Origin of the sequence: Xenorhabdus japonica (assembly GCF_900115195.1) — a bacterium.
GTDB lineage: Bacteria > Pseudomonadota > Gammaproteobacteria > Enterobacterales > Enterobacteriaceae > Xenorhabdus > Xenorhabdus japonica.
Window position 1 is genome coordinate 1 of sequence record NZ_FOVO01000018.1, and the last position, 20,270, is coordinate 20,270.

At 42.3% G+C, this 20,270-nt stretch carries 17 protein-coding genes and 1 pseudogene; 11 read left to right on the forward strand and 7 right to left on the reverse strand.

The window, feature by feature from the left end; all coding sequences use genetic code 11:
- The 3 genes from BM135_RS08745 to BM135_RS08755 all read left to right on the forward strand — a co-directional run.
- Nucleotides 1-242 (forward strand): DUF551 domain-containing protein (locus BM135_RS08745; RefSeq protein WP_139204094.1); only part of this gene is annotated, 242 nt, incomplete at its 5' end.
- Nucleotides 239-550, forward strand: a complete 312-nt coding sequence (locus BM135_RS08750) for a phiTE_015 family protein (RefSeq protein ID WP_092519376.1) — start codon at nucleotides 239-241, stop codon at nucleotides 548-550. The genes BM135_RS08745 and BM135_RS08750, both read left to right, overlap by 4 nt.
- On the forward strand, nucleotides 547-864 hold the full coding sequence (locus tag BM135_RS08755) for a hypothetical protein (protein WP_092519377.1): 318 nt from the start codon (nucleotides 547-549) through the stop codon (nucleotides 862-864). Before BM135_RS08750 ends, BM135_RS08755 begins: the two co-directional genes overlap by 4 nt.
- A 138-nt stretch (nucleotides 865-1,002) precedes the next feature.
- Here BM135_RS08755 and BM135_RS17945 read toward each other — a convergent pair.
- From BM135_RS17945 to msrB, 3 genes and pseudogenes are all read right to left on the reverse strand, one after another.
- Nucleotides 1,003-2,255, reverse strand: a pseudogene (locus BM135_RS17945) (tyrosine-type recombinase/integrase).
- Nucleotides 2,256-2,439: 184 nt separating this feature from the next.
- Nucleotides 2,440-2,709 (reverse strand): YeaC family protein, encoded by a 270-nt coding sequence (locus BM135_RS08770; protein WP_092519379.1) that lies wholly within the window; start codon nucleotides 2,707-2,709, stop codon nucleotides 2,440-2,442.
- 226 nt (nucleotides 2,710-2,935) lie between these two features.
- A complete protein-coding gene (msrB, locus tag BM135_RS08775; protein WP_092519380.1) occupies nucleotides 2,936-3,349 on the reverse strand; it encodes a peptide-methionine (R)-S-oxide reductase MsrB in 414 nt (137 codons plus the stop codon).
- 341 nt (nucleotides 3,350-3,690) lie between these two features.
- Here msrB and gapA point away from each other — a divergent pair, with 341 nt between their 5' ends.
- Both gapA and BM135_RS08785 read left to right on the forward strand, forming a co-directional pair.
- On the forward strand, nucleotides 3,691-4,686 hold the full coding sequence (gene gapA, locus BM135_RS08780; protein WP_092519381.1) for a glyceraldehyde-3-phosphate dehydrogenase: 996 nt from the start codon (nucleotides 3,691-3,693) through the stop codon (nucleotides 4,684-4,686).
- A 126-nt stretch (nucleotides 4,687-4,812) separates the two neighbouring features.
- Nucleotides 4,813-5,697 (forward strand): D-hexose-6-phosphate mutarotase, encoded by an 885-nt coding sequence (locus tag BM135_RS08785; RefSeq protein WP_092519382.1) that lies wholly within the window; start codon nucleotides 4,813-4,815, stop codon nucleotides 5,695-5,697.
- 146 nt (nucleotides 5,698-5,843) lie between these two features.
- Here BM135_RS08785 and alr read toward each other — a convergent pair whose 3' ends face one another.
- The 3 genes from alr to fadR form a co-directional block, all read right to left on the reverse strand.
- A complete protein-coding gene (gene alr / locus BM135_RS08790; RefSeq protein WP_092519383.1) occupies nucleotides 5,844-6,911 on the reverse strand; it encodes an alanine racemase in 1,068 nt (355 codons plus the stop codon).
- Between the two features lie 19 nt (nucleotides 6,912-6,930).
- A complete protein-coding gene (locus BM135_RS08795) occupies nucleotides 6,931-8,232 on the reverse strand; it encodes a D-amino acid dehydrogenase (protein WP_092519384.1) in 1,302 nt (433 codons plus the stop codon).
- Nucleotides 8,233-8,830: 598 nt separating this feature from the next.
- Nucleotides 8,831-9,553, reverse strand: a complete 723-nt coding sequence (fadR, locus tag BM135_RS08800; protein ID WP_092519385.1) for a fatty acid metabolism transcriptional regulator FadR — start codon at nucleotides 9,551-9,553, stop codon at nucleotides 8,831-8,833.
- 256 nt (nucleotides 9,554-9,809) lie between these two features.
- Between fadR and nhaB the strand changes: the two genes are divergently transcribed.
- Entirely contained in the window at nucleotides 9,810-11,354 is a 1,545-nt protein-coding gene (gene nhaB / locus BM135_RS08805; protein ID WP_092519386.1) for a sodium/proton antiporter NhaB, read from the forward strand.
- A 101-nt stretch (nucleotides 11,355-11,455) separates the two neighbouring features.
- Complete coding sequence (dsbB, locus tag BM135_RS08810; RefSeq protein ID WP_092519387.1) at nucleotides 11,456-11,968, forward strand: disulfide bond formation protein DsbB; 513 nt, start codon at nucleotides 11,456-11,458, stop codon at nucleotides 11,966-11,968.
- A gap of 173 nt (nucleotides 11,969-12,141) precedes the next feature.
- Here dsbB and BM135_RS08815 read toward each other — a convergent pair whose 3' ends face one another.
- A complete protein-coding gene (locus tag BM135_RS08815) occupies nucleotides 12,142-13,122 on the reverse strand; it encodes a helix-turn-helix transcriptional regulator (RefSeq protein ID WP_092519388.1) in 981 nt (326 codons plus the stop codon).
- A gap of 295 nt (nucleotides 13,123-13,417) precedes the next feature.
- Between BM135_RS08815 and BM135_RS08820 the strand changes: the two genes are divergently transcribed.
- From BM135_RS08820 to BM135_RS08835, 4 genes are read left to right on the forward strand one after another with little or no spacing between them, the layout of a single operon-like run.
- Nucleotides 13,418-15,424 (forward strand): TonB-dependent receptor, encoded by a 2,007-nt coding sequence (locus BM135_RS08820; RefSeq protein ID WP_092519389.1) that lies wholly within the window; start codon nucleotides 13,418-13,420, stop codon nucleotides 15,422-15,424.
- On the forward strand, nucleotides 15,421-16,677 hold the full coding sequence (locus BM135_RS08825; protein WP_092519390.1) for an MFS transporter: 1,257 nt from the start codon (nucleotides 15,421-15,423) through the stop codon (nucleotides 16,675-16,677). The genes BM135_RS08820 and BM135_RS08825 overlap by 4 nt, the downstream gene beginning before the upstream one ends.
- Nucleotides 16,664-18,508, forward strand: coding sequence for an ABC transporter ATP-binding protein (locus BM135_RS08830; RefSeq protein ID WP_092519391.1), 1,845 nt, complete (start codon nucleotides 16,664-16,666; stop codon nucleotides 18,506-18,508). The genes BM135_RS08825 and BM135_RS08830 overlap by 14 nt, the downstream gene beginning before the upstream one ends.
- Nucleotides 18,495-20,267 (forward strand): ABC transporter ATP-binding protein, encoded by a 1,773-nt coding sequence (locus tag BM135_RS08835; protein ID WP_092519392.1) that lies wholly within the window; start codon nucleotides 18,495-18,497, stop codon nucleotides 20,265-20,267. Before BM135_RS08830 ends, BM135_RS08835 begins: the two co-directional genes overlap by 14 nt.
- Nucleotides 20,268-20,270 lie beyond the last annotated feature (3 nt).

The window sequence follows — 20,270 nt, forward strand, 5'->3', positions numbered from 1 at the left end:
ATGAAAACAAGAAAACTCAAGGAATTCCTTGGGTCAGTGTCAAAGAAAGAATGCCAGAGGATGATGGCGGCTTTAGCCCTCTATGCCTTGTTTATGTTTCTTTTGGTTCCATCTCAGGCGCAGGCTATGACTACTGGGATACCGAAAAGCAACAGTGGGAAGAGCATGAAAACGATGAAGTCACACACTGGTGCTATATGGATGATATTCCTGCTCCAGTAACAAAGGAGAATCTGCCATGAGTAGTAGAGAACAATTTGAAAAATGGTTAACAGAAACTTATCCATGGAGCAAGGAAGAGTTAGAAAAAGCCTTTTTTCATGAAGAATACCAATACTATGTCACTGACAGTGATGAATTAAGCTTTACTTGGGAAGGTTGGAGAGGAAGAAGCAACACTCCAGTTGAACTACCCAGCTTCCTTGACTGCGATGACGATGACGAATTGAGAATTGAATATAACAGGGGTATTTTCTCACTGCGAGACTTATCTAGAATCACAGGGAATAAAAGTCAAGCTAATCACCACGCTTGTAGAGGAAGAAAATGATCAATAACTCATTCCACCTCACCCAAATCATCGCTTCGGTCTGGGGTGACCCTGCTGATATCACCGATGCAGTATGGCAGGCCGGATACCGCAAGCCAGAACGGGAAGAAAAGGAAATCGCTGAACTCATTATCGATATTATGAACGGGGTGCCCGATGGGGTGCCCTACTCCGAAAGGCCAAGAAATTTGGATGACATTCTCAGTACGGAACTGAACAGCCTTATTTTTGATGCAACATGGAGTGATAAGGCAACTCCAGCAGGAGTGGCGAAAGCAATTATGGAGAACGGTTATCAGAAAGGAGGTGAGTGATGACAGAATCACCCTACATCAAAACAAAGGAACTGGCAGGTCGATATGGCGTAAAACCACATACAATAAGATTGTGGTGTGGTAATGGGAAGCAAAAAAGAGAAGGCTTCCCAAAACCCAGATTTAAATCTGACCAGCTTAATTTTCTGCGGCAGGATATTTTTGACTGGGAGGACGGGAAACAATTTTAGTCAGCTTTTCCCACCAGCGCTCATAGGCTTCTCTTTGCTCATCTAGGTAGGTGTGCTTATCGTACACCTGCCACACTCCCGGCAATTTATGGCCTATCATGATTTCAGCTACGTGAGGCGGTGTTAGTTCAGATATCCCAGTGCGCATGGTTCTGCGTAAGTCGTGGATTGACCAATGGACGTAATCAGGTAGATAAGTGGCCATCTTTTTGTTAAGCCTCATAATGATGTACTTATGCAACCCTTCTGCGCAAGAGTTACCATTAAGTAAAGTAATCAGGTATTCGCTTCCACAATTTAACTTCTTAGCTTGCTCAATTAACTCCTTAGCTGCCGGAATAATAGGTCTAATGATGGGTTTTTTAGATTTTCTGCCTGTCTTGTGATTTTTAGGAGGAACAACCCAGATATCTTTTTCATAGTCAAAGTCGCTAACTTTGGCTTTCAGTAGCTCATCAATGCGGCAACCAAATAACAAACATAATTTTATTATTAATGCATTACGTGGATTATATCTAGGGGAGTTAATGAGCTGAAAAAGAATCGCTAATTCTTCTTCATTTAAGGTTCTTTCACCTATCTCAATATCGACATTCGTATTTTTTCCAACTAAATCACTTTTTTCCACATCAGATAGCGGGATGAAATTAGTCATCCCCCTCTGAACTGCCCTGCCCATTTATGCGCAGTCTTGGAGTATGTTAATATGCGAGCACCAATTGCTGGCACTCGCTTGGTCACGCCTTCAATTAAAGAAAGCCAGACATGAAGTGCTACCTCATCATGAGGTAATTCGCCAATCTTTGGAAAAACGTAAAGCTCGAAAGAACGCAAAATCTCATCGGCTTTCACCTTCGAGCCTTGCATTGTTGCTGCCCATCATTCCCTGATCAGTGTTTCTACAGTGACTGCTCTCAAGGCGAATTCTTTACGAACACGCTTGACTATTTTCGGGTTGCGGTGTTGTTCCAATTCCCCGCGATAGAAAGTCACTGAATCACGGGTATCTTTTAAGCTGGTTACTGGATAGGTTCCGATGTCAATTCGATCCCCCTTTCCGTTCCAGCGATACCTAAGTTGAAATATAATTTTTCCTTTAGGTGTCACACGAACAGACAGCCCATCCCTATCTGATTTGGTAACCATTTTTTCTTGAGGTTTACCATTGGTGGAACGGAGCCATGAATCAGTAATAGCCATATCACTTTCCTCAAAAACAATACAGCTTTTAATGTAGTTTATGTACGCACTTATGTACATATTTCTCGTGACACAAGGTGTGTGCTTGTGACTATTACTGACTATCAAAATAAAAAATAAATTAAATTAAATTTAAAATCAATGCATTAATAACAAACGAATATCTATATATGACCATTAGTAACTATAGGTGACTAACGAAGCGTATTTCGGACTGAAATATAGCTTTTAACTCTTGTTTGCTTTTTATAGCAATTTGACCGTTTGTATCAATCGTCATATGTTCAGGATCATGATTATGTTTTGCTTGCCAAAGCATTACCGCCTGTAAGCTATATTCTTTCTGTTCCGGTGTGAGTGGCACACCATCCTGCCACTTCCCGAGTTCAACAGCCTGAACTAGCCGCTGATAAATTTCAGGAGTCATAGCGGAAAGTAAATCATCCAACTTCATTGATATTTCCTTTGTACTTTATCAAAAACCAAGCTGAATCGTTTTTCCTCAGCTTATTAATTCAATATTTTATTTATACCCAATGGATTTCAAGATGCGTCGCGGCGGCAAGGGAACGAATCCCCCGGGAGCATAGATAACTATGTGACCGGGGTGAGTGAGTACAGCCAACAAAGAGGCAACTTGAAAGACGAAGAGTATAGATTCAGAGTATTCAGTCATAACATTAACCAGCTGTTTCTTCGCCTGTTTCTTTATCAACAAAACGCAGTGCTGCTGAATTAATACAGAAACGTTCTCCTGTCGGCTTGGGACCATCGGGAAAAACATGCCCCAAATGTGCCTGACAGTGGCTACAACGCACTTCTATCCGGTGCATATGATGAGAATAATCATCAATATATGTGATAGAACCTTCACTAATTGGTTGGTAAAAACTCGGCCATCCACATCCCGAATCAAATTTCGCATCAGAAACAAATAATGGCTGGCGGCAACACAGACAATGATAAATGCCACTTTTTTTGTTGTGCAGTAGTTTTCCTGAAAATGACGGCTCAGTGCCTGCTTCTTGCGTAACATGGCGTTGCATTTCACTAAGCTGTTCTATGGGAAAGAAAATGTTTTGACTTTTAGTCATAATGACCACCTTTTAAGGTCAAAATTTTCAATAAAAAATCGTCGAAAACAACAAAAAATTAACAACAAAATGTCAAAACGCATTCTAACCCATTCAACATAGCAATTTACCTTACTAATTGTGATAAATCTCACATATCTAACCGATGGTAACTTTAAATATCTCCTTATGCCCCGATAATGATGTGCGTAGAGCTTGTACCAGCTGTATAGCAAGCGTCCAGGTAGTGATTACTATTGATGTTTTTCAATTGTTGACACGATTCCGCTTGACGGCTGACAAGATTTTGGTAACTTTAGAAACAACTTTTAATTCACTAAAAAAATAGCTGGTGGAATACTATGACTATCAAAGTAGGTATTAACGGTTTTGGTCGTATCGGCCGTATTGTTTTCCGTGCTGCTCAAGAGCGTTCAGACATTGAAATCGTTGCGATCAATGATCTGTTAGATGCAGAATACATGGCTTACATGCTGAAATACGATTCAACTCACGGCCGCTTCAACGGTACTGTTGAAGTTAAAGACGGTCAGTTGGTTGTTAACGGCAAAACCATCCGCGTTACATCTGAAAGAGACCCAGCTAACCTGAAATGGAACGAAGTGGGTGTTGATGTTGTTGCAGAAGCAACTGGTATCTTCCTAACTGACGAAACCGCACGTAAACACATTGCTGCTGGCGCGAAAAAAGTTGTTCTGACTGGCCCATCCAAAGACAATACTCCAATGTTCGTTATGGGTGTCAACCACAATGCCTATGCAGATCAGGATATCGTTTCCAATGCATCTTGCACCACTAACTGTCTGGCTCCACTGGCTAAAGTTATCAATGATAAATTCGGCATCGTTGAAGGCTTGATGACTACAGTTCACGCAACAACCGCAACCCAGAAAACTGTTGACGGTCCTTCAGCAAAAGACTGGCGCGGTGGCCGTGGTGCGGCACAGAACATCATCCCATCGTCCACTGGCGCAGCAAAAGCAGTAGGTAAAGTTATCCCAGAACTGAACGGCAAACTGACTGGTATGTCTTTCCGTGTTCCTACTCCTAACGTATCTGTTGTTGACCTGACTGTACGTCTGGCTAAACCAGCAACTTACGCAGAAATCTGTGACGCAATCAAAGAAGCAGCGGAAGGCGAGCTGAAAGGCATTCTGGGCTATACTGAAGATGATGTGGTTTCCACCGATTTCAACGGCGAAAAACTGACTTCTGTATTTGATGCAAAAGCAGGTATTGCGCTAAACGACAACTTTGTAAAACTGGTTTCTTGGTATGACAACGAAACTGGCTATTCCAACAAAGTTCTGGATCTGGTTGCTCACATCTCCAAATAATCGAGTTTTCTATCCATGTTCAGAAGCCACCTGTTTATTGGTGGCTTTTATTTATGTATCTAAATATTGAGCTATCATTTTCCTTTAGTTCAACCACCAATTTAAGTTTACATAAGGTCATGACAGATGCTTGATAAAATTTTTTCATTACCGGTTGTAGAACAAATCTCTCCTTATATCAGCCAACGAAACATTGATAATTTTCCGTTAGTTGTTGTTTCCCATCCCAAAGTCCGGGGGGCAATCAGTATTCAAGGTGCACACTTGATTACATGGCAGCCCAGTAATGAAAAACCTATATTATGGCTAAGCGATAAAGCCATTTTTAGTACAGGCACTGCCATTCGTGGCGGTATTCCCATCTGTTGGCCTTGGTTTGGTTCGTCTGCGACCCCCAGTCATGGGTTTGCACGGATATTGCCTTGGGAACTCAAAGCTCATAATGAGCATGAAAATGGCGTTATTTTGACGTTTACATTACAGGACAATGCATATACCCATAAGTTATGGCCACATGAGTTCACACTGATTGCCCGCTTTAAATTAGGGGAAACCTGCGAAATAGAATTCGAATCCCACGGTGAATATCAAGCCACTTGTGCTCTTCATTCTTATTTCAATGTCAGTGACATCAATCAAATTCAGGTCAGTGGGCTTGGCTCTCATTTTATTGATACCCTTACCGATAGCGAGCAATACACCAAAGAAGATTTAATCTTCCGCGGAAGAACCGATCGCATTTATACAGAGCCGGACGATTTTAGCCTGCTCAGAGATCCTGTCTGGAAACGAACGATTGAAATACACCACTATCACCATAGCGATATTGTATGTTGGAACCCTGGTGCTGCTCTTTCCAGTAGCATGAAAGACATGAGCAAAGATGGTTATAAGAATATGGCTTGTATTGAAACTGCACGTATTAATAACCCATTAAGACCTAAGAATGGCAATCCTGGCAGGCTTTCTGTTGTTATCCGCTGTCGTAAATTTTCAGATAATAGTCAATGAAATAATAGTCAATTAAGTGGAAATCATGAGAAAAATAGCGGCGGGGGAAAATAGCAAAAAATTCAAAAGAGGCGGTATATATAAAACAGGCATTTATTCCAAAATAGAGGATAGAAATGCCTGAAAATGCCTGAATATAGAAAGGATTAACCCACCGTGACAGGAACGCGCTTTGCTAAAGCACACAGAAGCTCATAACCAATAGTTCCTGCCGATTCTGCAACTACATCTACTGGTAGACTCTCTCCCCATAATTCAACAGTACTACCTATAGTGGCCAGAGGGCATTGAGTTAAATCAACCGTCATCATATCCATTGAAATAGCGCCCAATAATTGAGTTCTAATACCATCAACCATGACAGGGGTTCCTGTTGGAGCATGCCTCGGGTATCCATCCGCATAGCCACAGGCGACTGTGCCTACACGAATGGGCATCTGAGTCGTGTAGCGACTGCCATAGCCAATTTTTTCTCTCTTGGGAAGTTCATGCACCGCAATGATTTCACTCTGCAATGTCATGGCTGATTTCAGCCCGATATCGGCAATATCACGCCATTTTCCGCTCGGAGATGCACCATAAAGAATAATGCCCGGCCGTATCCAATCCCTATGTGTTTTCGGATGCCACAAAACAGCGCCAGAATTCGCCAGACAATGAGGAAGTGAGTTCATTTGCAAACGTTCTATAACCGCAAACTGTCCATCAATACCAACTTCATTATCCGAGTTGGCAAAATGGCTCATCAAAGTCACGGAATTTATATTTTTAATCCCTCTCGCCATTGAAACTATCTGTGGATACTCTTCTGAGATAAATCCCAACCGATTCATGCCACTATTAAGTTTCAAATAGATATCAATAGGATTGTCCAATTTTGCTTTTTCTATTTCATCTAACTGCCAATGGCTGTGTACTGCGGTCGTCAGACGGTACTTATTGATAATCTGTAAATCCGCTGGTTTGAAAAAACCTTCCAATAGCAAGATTGGCCCTTGCCATCCCTGCTCCCTTAAATAAATAGCTTCATTCATGTCAAGCAGTGCAAATCCATCTGTCCGCATGAGTGATTGCCATATTCTGTCCAATCCATGCCCATACGCATTCGCTTTGACTACCGACCAGACTTTACTGTTACTCGCTCTTTGGCGAATAATCGACAGATTATGACGGAATGCATTGAGATAGATCGTTGCCAAAATAGGACGTGGCATGACGACCCCTTCTTATAGTTTATGCAGTATGTAAATGAGGCTTCATTGGAAACACTTTTATATTGAATCCATTGATGTATCTGAATACGGAGAGATCATCTGCCGCAATATCAGGCTCTTTACCAGAAATTAAATCAGCCAGTAACTTCCCTGAACCACAGGCCATTGTCCAACCCAATGTTCCATGTCCAGTATTTAAATAGAGATTCGCATACTTGGTTGGCCCCACGATAGGAGTACCATCCGGAGTCATAGGACGCAAGCCTGTCCAGAATGACGCCTCCGCGATATTGCCACCGTTGAGGTATAGATCCTGTACAACCATTTTTAACGTTTCACAACGATTTGGGGGGACATTCAAATTAAATCCGACCACTTCCGCCATGCCACCAACACGAATACGATTGTCAAAACGCGTGATGGCAATCTTGTAAGTTTCATCCAGTACAGTTGAGGTGGGTGCTTTTGATTCATCCATAATCGGCATCGTCAATGAATAACCTTTCATCGGATAAACCGGGATTTTAACCAAATCTTTCAATATCTCAGTGGAATAAGAACCCATTGCCACCACATAGTCATCCGCTGTCATGATGCCATCATCACATTGAATACCCGTGACTTTATTTCCGTCTACCAAAATTTGTTTAACTTGCTTGTTGAATATAAACTTAACGCCAATATCTTCTGCCATCTTAGCCAATTCTTTGGTGAAAACCTGACAATCACCAGTTTCATCATTCGGTAATTGCAGTCCACCCGTTAGTTTATGAGAAGAATGGGCCAGTGCTGGTTCCACTGTAGCTAATTGCTCAGCAGTCAATAGACGATAAGGAACGCCTTCCTGCTCTAAGACTTCAATATCATTGGCGGCATTATCAAATTGCTTGGCAGTCCTAAACAATTGCAGAGTTCCTCCCTGGCGCCCTTCATATTGGATCCCGGTATCTTCCCTTAATTGCTTAATACAATCCCGACTATATTCTGCCAGACGTACCATTCTGCTTTTATTCATTGCGTAATGGCTTGCATCGCAATTACGCAGCATTTGCCACATCCAGCGTAATTGAAACAGAGAACCATCAGGGCGAATAGCTAAAGGCGCATGACGTTGAAACATCCATTTGATTGCTTTTAGTGGGATCCCTGGTGCCCCCCAAGGGGTCGCATACCCTGGTGAAATTTGACCGGCATTACCGGCGCTCGTTTCTTCCGCAGCACTATTCTGGCGATCAATGACGATAACTTCATGGCCTGCCTGTGCAAGATACCATGCGCTGGTTACGCCAATAACTCCGCTGCCTAAAATAAGAACCTTCATTCTCCCCCCTACTGGTAAGCAATATCTTCAAGCATAATATGCTAAGCATAAAAAACCAATATAGAATAATAGACTGCAGCACAATTAATTAACTTTTAAGATTTAAATCACATTTTTATTACAAAACATAACCAATTAATTTACTTGAAAAACGAAGGAATTTGATATAAATTCAATTAAATCAAATAAATAAGATAAAAATTCCACTTATCCATTCACTCTCTATCTATCAAAGTAATTTGATGGCAAAAAAAGAAACATTTCGCTCACAAAATAAAGTTCACACCAAACCAAACAAAGTAAAATTGATGGAATTTAATTTTGTTTTAATATTAATTAAATAGAATAATAATTTAAAAAATTGAAATACACAGTTGGGAAGATTTTCAACGTCGGTTAATACGCCAAAAATCTGAATAGTACACATATGTTAAGCAGTGATTAGAGAAATACCCCAGAAATATAGATAATTTCGCATCATATTATTAGGCGTTATATGACCGAACCATTATATAACTATACAACTGGGGTAAATAAACGCAATCAAGAGCGAGGTAATCAAAAAACGAAGAGTTTAACCAACCAAGACGTAATTCTGTTAATGCATTGAGCCTTCAGCTAATTCATTGAGCATAATGCTCTGCATACCATGCCAGATAATACCACTTTCTTTACCATAATTACGTACACAATCCATGATTTTGTCATAGGATTTATCCCGACACAGTAAACGTAATTGCTGGTAGAAATTCAATGCGAGCTTACGCGCTTCAGGACTGGAGAAATAATAACGACCAACGCGGGTATACAACCCTTTTAGTCCATTAATAATCAAGCCATAAATTGGGTTTCCTGAAGCAAAAGCCAAGCCACGGAAAATATCATAATCTACAGAACTGAAAGACTCTGCGGTATCTTCCACATTTTCTTTTTCCGCCAGAATTTCCAGTGACTTTTCAGGATTAAGCCTGAATGCGGTACGGATAAAGATGGCTGCGATATTGGTCCGCACTGCCAATAAGTTATCAATCAACTGAGGAACGCGATCATGATCAAGACGCGCCAACGTTTCCAGAATATTAAGACCGGATGTTTCCCAGAAATTATTAACCTTAGTTGGCTTTCCATGCTGAATAGTCAACCAACCATCACGGGCAAGTCGCTGCAACACTTCACGCAAAGTCGTACGGGTGACACCAATCAATTCAGATAATTCACGTTCTGCTGGCAGTATGGAACCTGGAGGAAAGCGATTATTCCAAATACTTTCAATAAGATACTCTTCCGCAAAATTAGCAGGGCTTTGAGCCTTAATTACCATAATTTTAATTATTCCAAAGCAGTTTTCTTGGCTAATAATAGCCGTTGATCATACCAGAATGTGTTTGTCCGACATAGCTACCTGCTAAATAAACCGCGAAAGAGTGAAAGGGTTCATAAAAAAATGCAATCATTCGCGGATTAATTATGTGCTAATACCCTTAAATTGCTCTCGTTTTGAGCGTACTATGCCAATAAATTTCTATATGGCTGTTTAGATTTGTTCCACATACCCACAAAGAGGAATATTAATAATAATGGAAATCAGTATCCAACGTGCAGTGGTGAAAAACTTTCTCGGCAATTCGCCGGATTGGTACAAATTAGCTATCATTGTTTTTCTTATCATCAATCCACTGGTTTATTTCTTTGTCAGTCCCTTTATTGCTGGCTGGATGCTCGTTGTTGAATTTATCTTCACATTAGCAATGGCATTAAAATGCTATCCACTGCAACCCGGTGGGTTACTCGCCTTTGAAGCCGTCATCATCGGAATGACTTCGCCAAAACAGATAGGCCATGAAATTTCCAACAATCTGGAAGTCATTTTATTGCTGATTTTCATGGTTGCGGGTATTTACTTCATGAAACAATTACTGCTGTTTGTTTTCACAAAGCTACTGTTAAATATCCGCTCCAAAAAAATGCTGGCGCTGGCCTTCTCTCTGGCCAGTGCTTTCTTGTCCGCTTTTCTTGATGCCCTGACTGTAATTGCAGTTGTCATCAGTGTGTCAGTCGGGTTTTACGCCATTTATCACCAATTCTTTTCTCACAATATCAGCTCTGAGCTGAATGATGATAATGTCATTGACAGTAAAGATAAAAAACAGACGTTGGAGCAATTTCGGGCGTTTCTGCGTAGCCTGATGATGCATGCAGGAGTTGGTACGGCATTGGGCGGCGTAATGACAATGGTCGGTGAACCACAAAACCTGATTATTGCCAAACATGTTGGCTGGGATTTTGTTACCTTCTTCATCCGTATGTCACCCGTCACCATTCCTGTGTTTATTTCTGGTTTACTGATCTGTTTGCTGGTCGAACATTTTAAATTGTTTGGTTATGGTGCTGAATTACCTGAGCGGGTTCGCTCTGTCTTAGAAGATTATGACCAAAAAGCCAGTGAAAAACGCACCCGCCAAGAAAAAGTTCAGCTTGTCGTTCAGGCACTGATCGGCATTTGGTTGATAGTAGCACTGGCTTTTCATTTAGCTGAGGTGGGTTTAATTGGTCTGTCAGTCATTATTTTAGCGACCGCATTCTGTGGTATTACCGAAGAACACTCATTGGGTAAAGCGTTTGAAGAAGCCTTGCCATTCACGGCTTTGTTAACCGTATTTTTCTCTGTAGTTGCCGTGATTGTTGACCAACAACTGTTTACGCCATTTATTCAATTTGTCCTGCAATCGTCACCTACTTCACAACTTTCCTTATTCTATTTGTTCAATGGGTTGCTCTCTACGGTTTCTGATAACGTCTTTGTCGGCACGGTTTACATTAATGAAGCCCTGACGGCTCTGAAAAATAGTCTGATTTCACAACAACAGTATGAATATTTAGCTGTTGCCATCAACACGGGAACTAATTTACCATCTGTGGCAACCCCAAATGGGCAAGCGGCTTTTCTGTTCCTGCTGACTTCCGCCTTGTCTCCACTGATTCGTCTCTCTTATGGGCGTATGGTAATGATGGCACTACCTTATACCATTGTGATGACACTAGTAGGTCTATTATGTGTTGAATTTTGGTTAGTACCTGCCACTGAATATCTCGTCAAACTCGGTTTGATCATTCCACTGTAATCATTAATCGAATTTATTGTTGTTTCTTTATTTTTTTATGGCAGCTAAGACGGCAAAATAACCCAATTATTTATATTGAAAAGATAGAGGGGAAAAAGTAAATGTTTCAATTTTTGAAAGCGAGCTCCCAAGGGCGAGGCTCATGGTTATTAATGGCACTGACTGCTCTGCTCTTAGAAACAACAGCGCTCTACTTTCAGCATGTGATGCAACTACAACCTTGTGTAATGTGTATTTATGAGCGTGTTGCGCTGTTTGGTATTTTGGGGGCTGCGTTGTTAGGGGTAATTGCACCTAAAACTCCTTTACGTTGGCTGGCGATCCTAGTGTGGGTTTACAGCGCATGGCAAGGATTGAGACTGGCATGGGATCACACCATGATGCAGTTACACCCTTCTCCATTTAATATTTGTGAGTTCTTTGTCCAATTTCCCTCTTGGTTACCGTTAAATGATTGGTTACCTTCTGTATTCCAGGCCTATGGTGATTGTTCAATTAGGCAGTGGGAATTTTTAACATTGGATATGCCCCAATGGTTGATTGGCATTTTTGCTGTTTATTTGTTGATAGGCGTGTTAGTGCTGGTAAGTCAGGTTTTTCGAGGCCAGAAATAGATATTCAAAATAAAAATCCCCCTGCCATGCAGGGGGTGTCAAATTTAATCATAAAAAACACTGTGTAACCGGAGTGAGTGAGCGCTACCAACAAAGAGGCAACTTGAAAGACGAAGGGTATATAATTGATTGTATTAATGCCAATTAACAAATGGATCTCACATTCAAAACTTCTACTGATTTCCTGCTGTAATATGTTCTGCCCTTAATGTATAACTCACTGCATATTTAGCCTGCCATGCTTTAGGGTTGATCAAATAATGTTGCCGGAAGCGTTTAGAAAAGTGGCTTGGACTGGAATAACCCACCGCGGCAGCAACCTCAATGACACTCATCCCTTTTTTCAATAAATCTTCCGCCGTAGTCATACGAACATTTTCCAGATATTGATGGAAGGTACGAAAAACAACTGCACGGAATCCTTCTTTTAATTTTCGCTCATTCAAACCCACTGCTCTTGAGAGCGATTTTATTGTCCAAGGGTAATGATAGTCGCTGTTAATTATTTTTATCGCATTATAAACAGCTCGTCGCTGCAAGCAATTAATTGCATTATATTGGCAGTCATAAATTTGAGCAGTCACACAAGCGAGTATTTCTAACGCTTTGGCCTTTAAATAAACCTTTCTGACGCTACCATTTAATTGACATTCCTCTATTTGATTAACTATCTGCATAAATGGTGGATAGATAGGACGAGCCATCATCAAGACATCACTATAACTAGCATTTTTTTCAAAACCAGCCGTTAATTGGGTAAAAGATGGTAACTCCTGGGCTTCAATTTCGTTCAGAGAAAAACGAATATCAAGAATACGCCATGTTCCACAACCAAAGAAATTCATGCCACGCGTCATCTTAGGCGAATAGAAAAAAATCATTGTTCCCGGATTAATATCTAAATCATCGCCATTCTCAATCGCCATTTTTCCTTTTCCACTTAAAATAAAAGCAATTGATACCGTAGGCGGCCCTTCACAATATTCTGTAAAATCTTTATTCAGTTCAAGACGAATCCGGTTTATGTGAATTCCATCAGATAACTCCTCCGTTAATAACGAAGGGTTTATATTACTTTTCTCCATCTGTGAAGGTATATAAGTGCAACGGCCAGCAGTGAAAACTTCCAATTTCTCGCTATAAATCGTCTTCATGAGATCCCCTGTAAAATTAGCATCAGATTCCATTTCAAAAGCTATTTACTCAATAAAAACAGCATATTGTGTGTGCTTAGGGCATTATACTTTTATTTTATATATATACATAATGTAAATATCACGCAATTTATCATTAATGATAATCATTATCAATAGTACGTATTGCGCTACTTTTGTCCCTATCCCGTTAGCTCTACTTTTCTACTCCCGCTAGTCTCCCTGAGATGTTTTTTGTTTTACCACACTTGGTTTTTGTAAAACATGATTTGGAAAGGCATAGAAGGTATCTAATATGAAAAAAAAATATGTTAAGGCGTCTGTTTTATGTTGCCTGATATCACCTGTAGCTTGGGCGGAAAATGAGCCTGAATCTAAAGAAGATATTTTGATCGTAACGGCGAATAAACGAGAAGAAGCATTAAATAAAGTTGACGGCAGCATTTTAGTTAAAACTGGCGAAGAACTTGAGCAAGCGGGTATCACCCAATTACAGGATCTTGAACGTGCTTTCCCCGGCTTACAAATCCGCTCTCGCGGTAACCGAACCTATTCGGCAACCACAATTCGGGGTATCAGCTCACCCGATTACTATTCACCCTCCATTCGAATTTATGTTGATGGCGTTCCTCAGGATCACCAATTTCTAACACAAGAATTAATCAATGTAGAACGTGTCGAATTATTGCGTGGCCCTCAAGGCACTTTGTATGGCGGAAACGCCCAAGCGGGTATTATCAATATTATCACTCGCTCTCCAAAAGAAGGCCCTTGGCTTAACCTTTCTGGTAATTATTCTAAGTTGAAACAAAGCGGTTCTTTCAGCGGTTCAACATCTCTTATTGAAGGCATTCTTTATGGCAGTACGAGCCTACGCTGGGTAAAAGAACCCGGGCAAATTGATGCACCAAATCGGGGTGCTAAAAATATTGATTCCAGCAAAACCTGGTTAGGTAAAGGACAACTGACATTTGCGCCGGATGATTCCCCTTTCAGTGCTGAACTTAGCTTTGCTCATGAAGATCTCAACTCACATGAAGAACTTTATTTAACTGACGAGCAATTCCGTCGGAAAGAATACGATGGCTCTACCCCTGATTTAAAACGGCGAGTTAACAGTTATGCGCTGAAAGCTGAATATGATTTTGGTGAGAGTGCATTGACCAGTGTCACTTCTTATCAGGATCGCGATATCTTCCGTAATTTCGTCGGGGGTAAATGGAAAGAGAAACACCACGCCACAACCCAGGAACTACGTTTAAATTCCAACTACTCAAATGGGATAACCAGTGTTCTCGGCGGTTGGTTCTCAGATGAAAATAGTAAACATCTGGTTGGTGCTTATCCTGGTTACTATAGTGATTCCCTTAACACAATTAAATCAAAGTCACTAGCACTGTTTGGTGAAGTTAAATTACCGGTTGTTTCTCAATGGGATCTGACCCTTGGCGGACGTTTGTCACATAAGAAATCGCAGATAGCCTATACAGGCCGTTCTGGCCTGGCGGCGGTCGACGCATTTGATAATCAAGTTTCCAACAACGAGTTTACCCCTAAAGCGGCTTTGGGCTGGCAATTCACGCCTGATACCCGTTTCTATGTTTCTGCCACTAAAGGTTATAAACCCGGCGGGTTCAACAATATTGTTTCCTCTGCCAATGATAAAAAACCTTACGATACCGAAACTTCAGACAATTATGAATTCGGCTGGAATACCGCATTCTTTGATGATGCCGTGACGTTAAACAGCGCGGTTTATTATATCCTTTCAAAAGACAAGCAGATCTATGTTGGGCCTATTGGCATGCAATCCATTCGCAATACCGGAAAAGCAGAAAGTAAAGGGATTGAACTGAGTAGCCAGATCAAACCAATGCAAGGACTCAGAGTTTCACTGGGCGGCAATATAGGTAAATCAAACTTCACTCATGCAACCGATACAGCAACTGGTGCCAGTTACAACGGCAAACGGCTGCCATATGCGCCAGGTATTATGCTTAATGCCAGTGTCGACTATCTTATTGATCAAACATTATTACCAGGCAACCTCTATGTAAATGCTGGTGCCCGCCACTATTCAAAAAGCTACTTTAATGAAGCGAATACTCTTGAACAAGGCGCATATACTCTCTATGACGCTTCATTAAGTTTAGAAATGGCTCACGGTGTTAATGTCAAACTTTATGGCGAAAATCTGGGCAACAAAAAGCACCGAGTCTCTAGTTTCCAGCAAGGCCCCAGTACGCTCAGTATGATAAGTAAGGGCTTAAATGTTGGGCTGGACGTGAGCGTTGCACTATGACGCAAACACACAATATTGCAAATTCCCGTCACGTTTCGTTACTGCTTCTGACTTTGGCTGGTGTTTACACCATCCAAAGTACCATTGGCATGTTAACGTTACAAAGTATGCCCGCATTTTTGCGCAGCCACGGTGTAACGCCGGATAAGATAGGGTTACTTTATCTGTTGATGTTACCTTGGGCATGCAAATTCCTTTGGGCACCGATTGTAGAGCGCTATCGCAAATCAGGTTCGGGGGATACTCACCCCCGCCGCCTCATGCTCTGGGGTAATCTGCTGATTATCCTGCTTTTCTGTGCAATGTCATTGGCAACCCCCGCTGAACATATGCCACTGATTATTGCGGCTCTGTTTCTGATAACACTTTGTCTGACCGTCGTAGATACCACTACAGATGGTCATGCTATTGACCGATTATCACCACAACACCGCCCCTGGAGCAATGTCATGCAAGTCGGGGGCGGTTATCTGGGAGCCATTATCGGCAGCGGCCTGTTTTTATATCTGACGTCACTGTATGGCTGGCACATTGGTGCAGGTGCATTAACCATTGTAATTCTCTTGATGTCACTGCCTATTTTGTTCATCCGAAAAACTCAGGGAAAGCAACAACCGGATGTTTCAAAGGTTGTTATAACGCCCTCCCTGAAGAGTGCATTACGCCGGACTCCGGTTAAACAGGCATTGGTTTTAATACTGTTGTGCATGATTGGTACACGCCTGTCACTCGGTATGCTCTCTCCATTTTTAATCGATCGCGGAGTGGATTTAACCCAACTTGGCATCATTGCGGCCAGCGGTGGTGCATTAGCCGGATTATCCGGTGTCCTGTTTGGCGGAATCATTGTGCGTAAATTAGGGGCGATTCAAACATTATTGGGCCTTATGCTGCTTGAATGCATAGTATTAGTAGGAATTTTCTGGCTTGCCCAACAATCGGAATCCTCTGTATCCCTACTTTCAGTTGTATACGTCCTCATCACGTTAATCACCGCGGCCAAATTTGTTGCCTTATATACCCAAATGATGTCTCTGGCGGCAGGTACACAATCTGGTGTGGATTTTGCGTTGATGCAATCCGCAGATATGAGTATTGCGATCATCTGTTCAATACTGGGTGGACTGATTGTAACTAAAGCAAGCTACGCTTCCCTTTTTGCTCTTGCATCACTCTTCACCCTCGCAGGCCTATTTTGGGCATTACGCAAACACCACGATTTCCAAAAGGAAAACACCTATGCTCAGTCATGATTCTTCTGTGCAGAACTCGCCAGAGCAACGCGCTGCTGATGCCGGAGTTATTAAGGCATTGTGGAATATGATGTGCCCATACCGCACTCTCAGTTATGTTGCTATTGCGCTTGCTATTGTTTCTGCGGGTCTGCAAATACTACCGGCAGCAATTGCCGGGTTGATTACCCAATCTATCTATGACGGGCAATATGATACGTTACTGAGTTACGGCATCATATTATTAAGCGCCACCTTTGCTGCAATGCTGACTTTCAGTGGCTCGACATTTGTTTCTCATTTGATCGCCGCCGACGTACAGGCTGATGTCCGTCGTAACATCAGCAGCAAGTTGAAGTCTGTTCCCCTTGGTTTCTTTATGCAGACCGACAGCAGTGAAATCAAGAAAATAATGCTGGATGACGTCGAACAGCTTGAAGATGGTATTGCCCATATCATCCCAGAGATGTCCGCAACTTTATTCGGCCCATTGATTGCATTAAGTGTTATGTTGGCCATTGATTGGCGGTTAGCATTAGCAGCATTCGCCCCGACTTTGGGCGCTTGTTTATTATTCATCTATATTCAGATGAAAGTTCAAACCACAACTCAGCGCTTTTACGCAGCCCAAAATCGTATCGCTTCGACCATGGGCGAAGTTATCAATGCAATCCCTGTGGTAAAAACCTATTCAGGTGGCAATATTGCGCTACAGCGAGCGGAAGAAGCATTTACCGCCCTGACACGTATTATCGATGTTTGGGTTGAGAAAGTGCAGGTCAAATCCAGCCGTTTTTTTGTATTATCCAGCGCTAACCTGTTGTTTGTGCTCCCTTTGGCAGTCTGGCTATTTAGCCGACAAGAAATCTCTGTATTTGAATTCACCTTCTTTATTCTGGCTGCTATGGCATTCGGCAATATTGCCTCATCCATGTTCGCTGTGATGACACGTTTGCAACAGCAAGAGGCATTAATCACACGTTATCACTGGTTAATGAATCAACCTGAATTAACACCATGTACTCAGAGTCAAACATCTGTCGATCAGACCCCTGTCGATCAAATGCCTATTGATCATAACGTGACTTTACATAATGTCAGTTTCTCCTATCAAGATGGGCAGGATAATGCATTAAATAACATCTCGTTTTCCGTACCTGCCGGAAGTTCACTGGCTTTGGTCGGAGCCAGTGGTTCTGGTAAATCCACGGTAGCCAGTTTGATTGCTCGTCTTTGGGACCCGCAGCAAGGAAAAATTACTATTGGAGGGATTGATATCCGCAATATGGATGAACCCACTCTGCGTAATAACATCTCTTTCGTTTTCCAGCGAATCTTTTTGTTCAACGATACGATAGCCAACAACATCCGACTGGCCCGCCCTGATGCTTCCCAAGCTGAAGTTGAAGCTGCGGCTACCGCAGCACAAGCACACCAATTTATCCAGCAGTTACCACAAGGCTACAACACCGTGCTTAACAATGGGATCAGCTTATCGGTAGGAGAAAAACAGCGTATCGCTGTTGCCGCAGCTATCCTGAAAAACGCGCCAATTCTTGTTCTGGACGAAGCTACAGCTTATGCCGATCCAGAGTGCGAAAAAGAGATGCAACAAGCACTCAATGCGCTATGCCACACTAAGACAGGCCGCAATAAGACAGTGATTGTTATTGCCCACCGCCTGCCAACTATCCGTCATCTTGATCAAATCGTAGTCTTGGATAAAGGACAAATCATTGAGCAAGGTACTCATGATGAACTGGTCACACAGCAAGGCTCGTATGCCAAGCAGTGGGCAGCTTGGCGGGGAGAAAATACCGGAACAGGAGTAAATTATCATGGGGTTATTTAATCGTCTCCAGAAACATCTATCCCCAAAACTGCAACGAGTCTGGTTCAGTGGGTTGTTGTATAAGCAACTTGATACCATTGCGATTATTGCTCAACTTGCTATCGCAGCTTGGGCTATCACTCACTTGGAGGAAACTCATCTGAAGGGAAGCGGCAATGATATGTTGTCACTTATTACTCTGGCGTTATTGATTATTTTACTGTTGCTGCGGTTCGTTTTTATGTCTCGCGCATTACGTCAACTTACCATTGCCGCTTATGGATTGGGCATAGAAATTCGTCGTTCTTTACTACAACGGCTCGTGAGTATGTCCGTCGCGACAATCCGGGGATTAAGTGCCGGAAAAATAGCACTAACGTTATCCGAAGATGTGCAATGGCAGGAAAACCAATCAGCCTATACCACTCCACAAATCACCTGTCAGATTACGATGCTGGCGCTCATTTATCTGGCCTTATTCTGGTTTGATTGGGTTGTTGCTGGTAGCGCACTATTGGTATTGATGGTTGGATTAATCATACTGGGCGCTATCCGTCAAAAACTCAATGAAATATTGCGTCGACGGGCAGCTATGATGGCTGACGTATCTGAATCGATTGTAGAGTATGCACAGGGAATGGCCTTTATCCGCGCAGCAGCAGCGACCACGACGATAGAACAACGTTTTGACCAAGAAATTGAACAGTTACGTACCGCATTCCGCAGCGGAATATTCAAAAGCATACCGCTATTGAGCCTGTTCTACATCGTCATTGATACCAGCGTGGTTGTTGGCATTCTGGCCGGCGCATTACGCATTCATTCTACGGAAGCACTCACGCTTTCCGAAATGCTTATTACAATTCTGCTGCTGTTTGCCACGATTACGCCTTTGCGCGGGATCATTCCCCTGCTCAATATTACCGCATTGACACAAGTAGGCGAAACGCATATTGTGGAAATAGAAGCGGTTGAGACGCAAGTTTCCGGATCATTAACAGCGCCAGCCAAATACGATGTTGAAGTTAACAATATTTCATTTACCTACCCGGGAACCAGCCAGCCCGCAATCAAAAACGTTTCATTTTATGCGCCACAAGGCAGCATGACCGCCATTGTGGGACCAAGCGGCAGCGGTAAATCCACTCTGGCCTATTTATTGCTCTCTTTCTATCAACTGGATAAAGGTGAAATCCGTTTGGGTGGTGCTCCCATCCATCATTACCAGACTCAAGCCCTGTATGACACCGTCACAATGGTGTTTCAGGAAACGGCACTATTTCAAGATACTGTTGCTAATAATCTCCGTTTGGGCGATCCGAATGCGACTCAGTTGGAGTTGGAACAAGCTGCTCGTCTTGCCAATATTCACGATACAATTATGGCCTTGCCACAAGGATACGACACCCTTTTAGGTGTGGATGGTGGTACGTTGTCCGGCGGTGAACGCCAGCGCCTTGCCATCGCCCGCGCTATTTTAAAACAATCACCCATTTTATTTCTGGACGAAGCAACAGCTTCACTGGACCCTGAAAATGAACGGCTGATACAAGAAGCGTTTGATTCTCTTACTCAGAATAAAACGGTCTTTGTTATCGCTCATCGATTAAGCACGATAACCCGCGCTGATCAAATATTGGTAATGGATCATGGAACCCTTTGTGATAGTGGCACCCATAACGAATTACTGAAACGTTGTCCACTTTATCAATCTCTCTGGAAAAATCACCTTGGTTCAGAAGAGCATTGGCACTTACACCCGCAACATTCATCCGAATAAGGT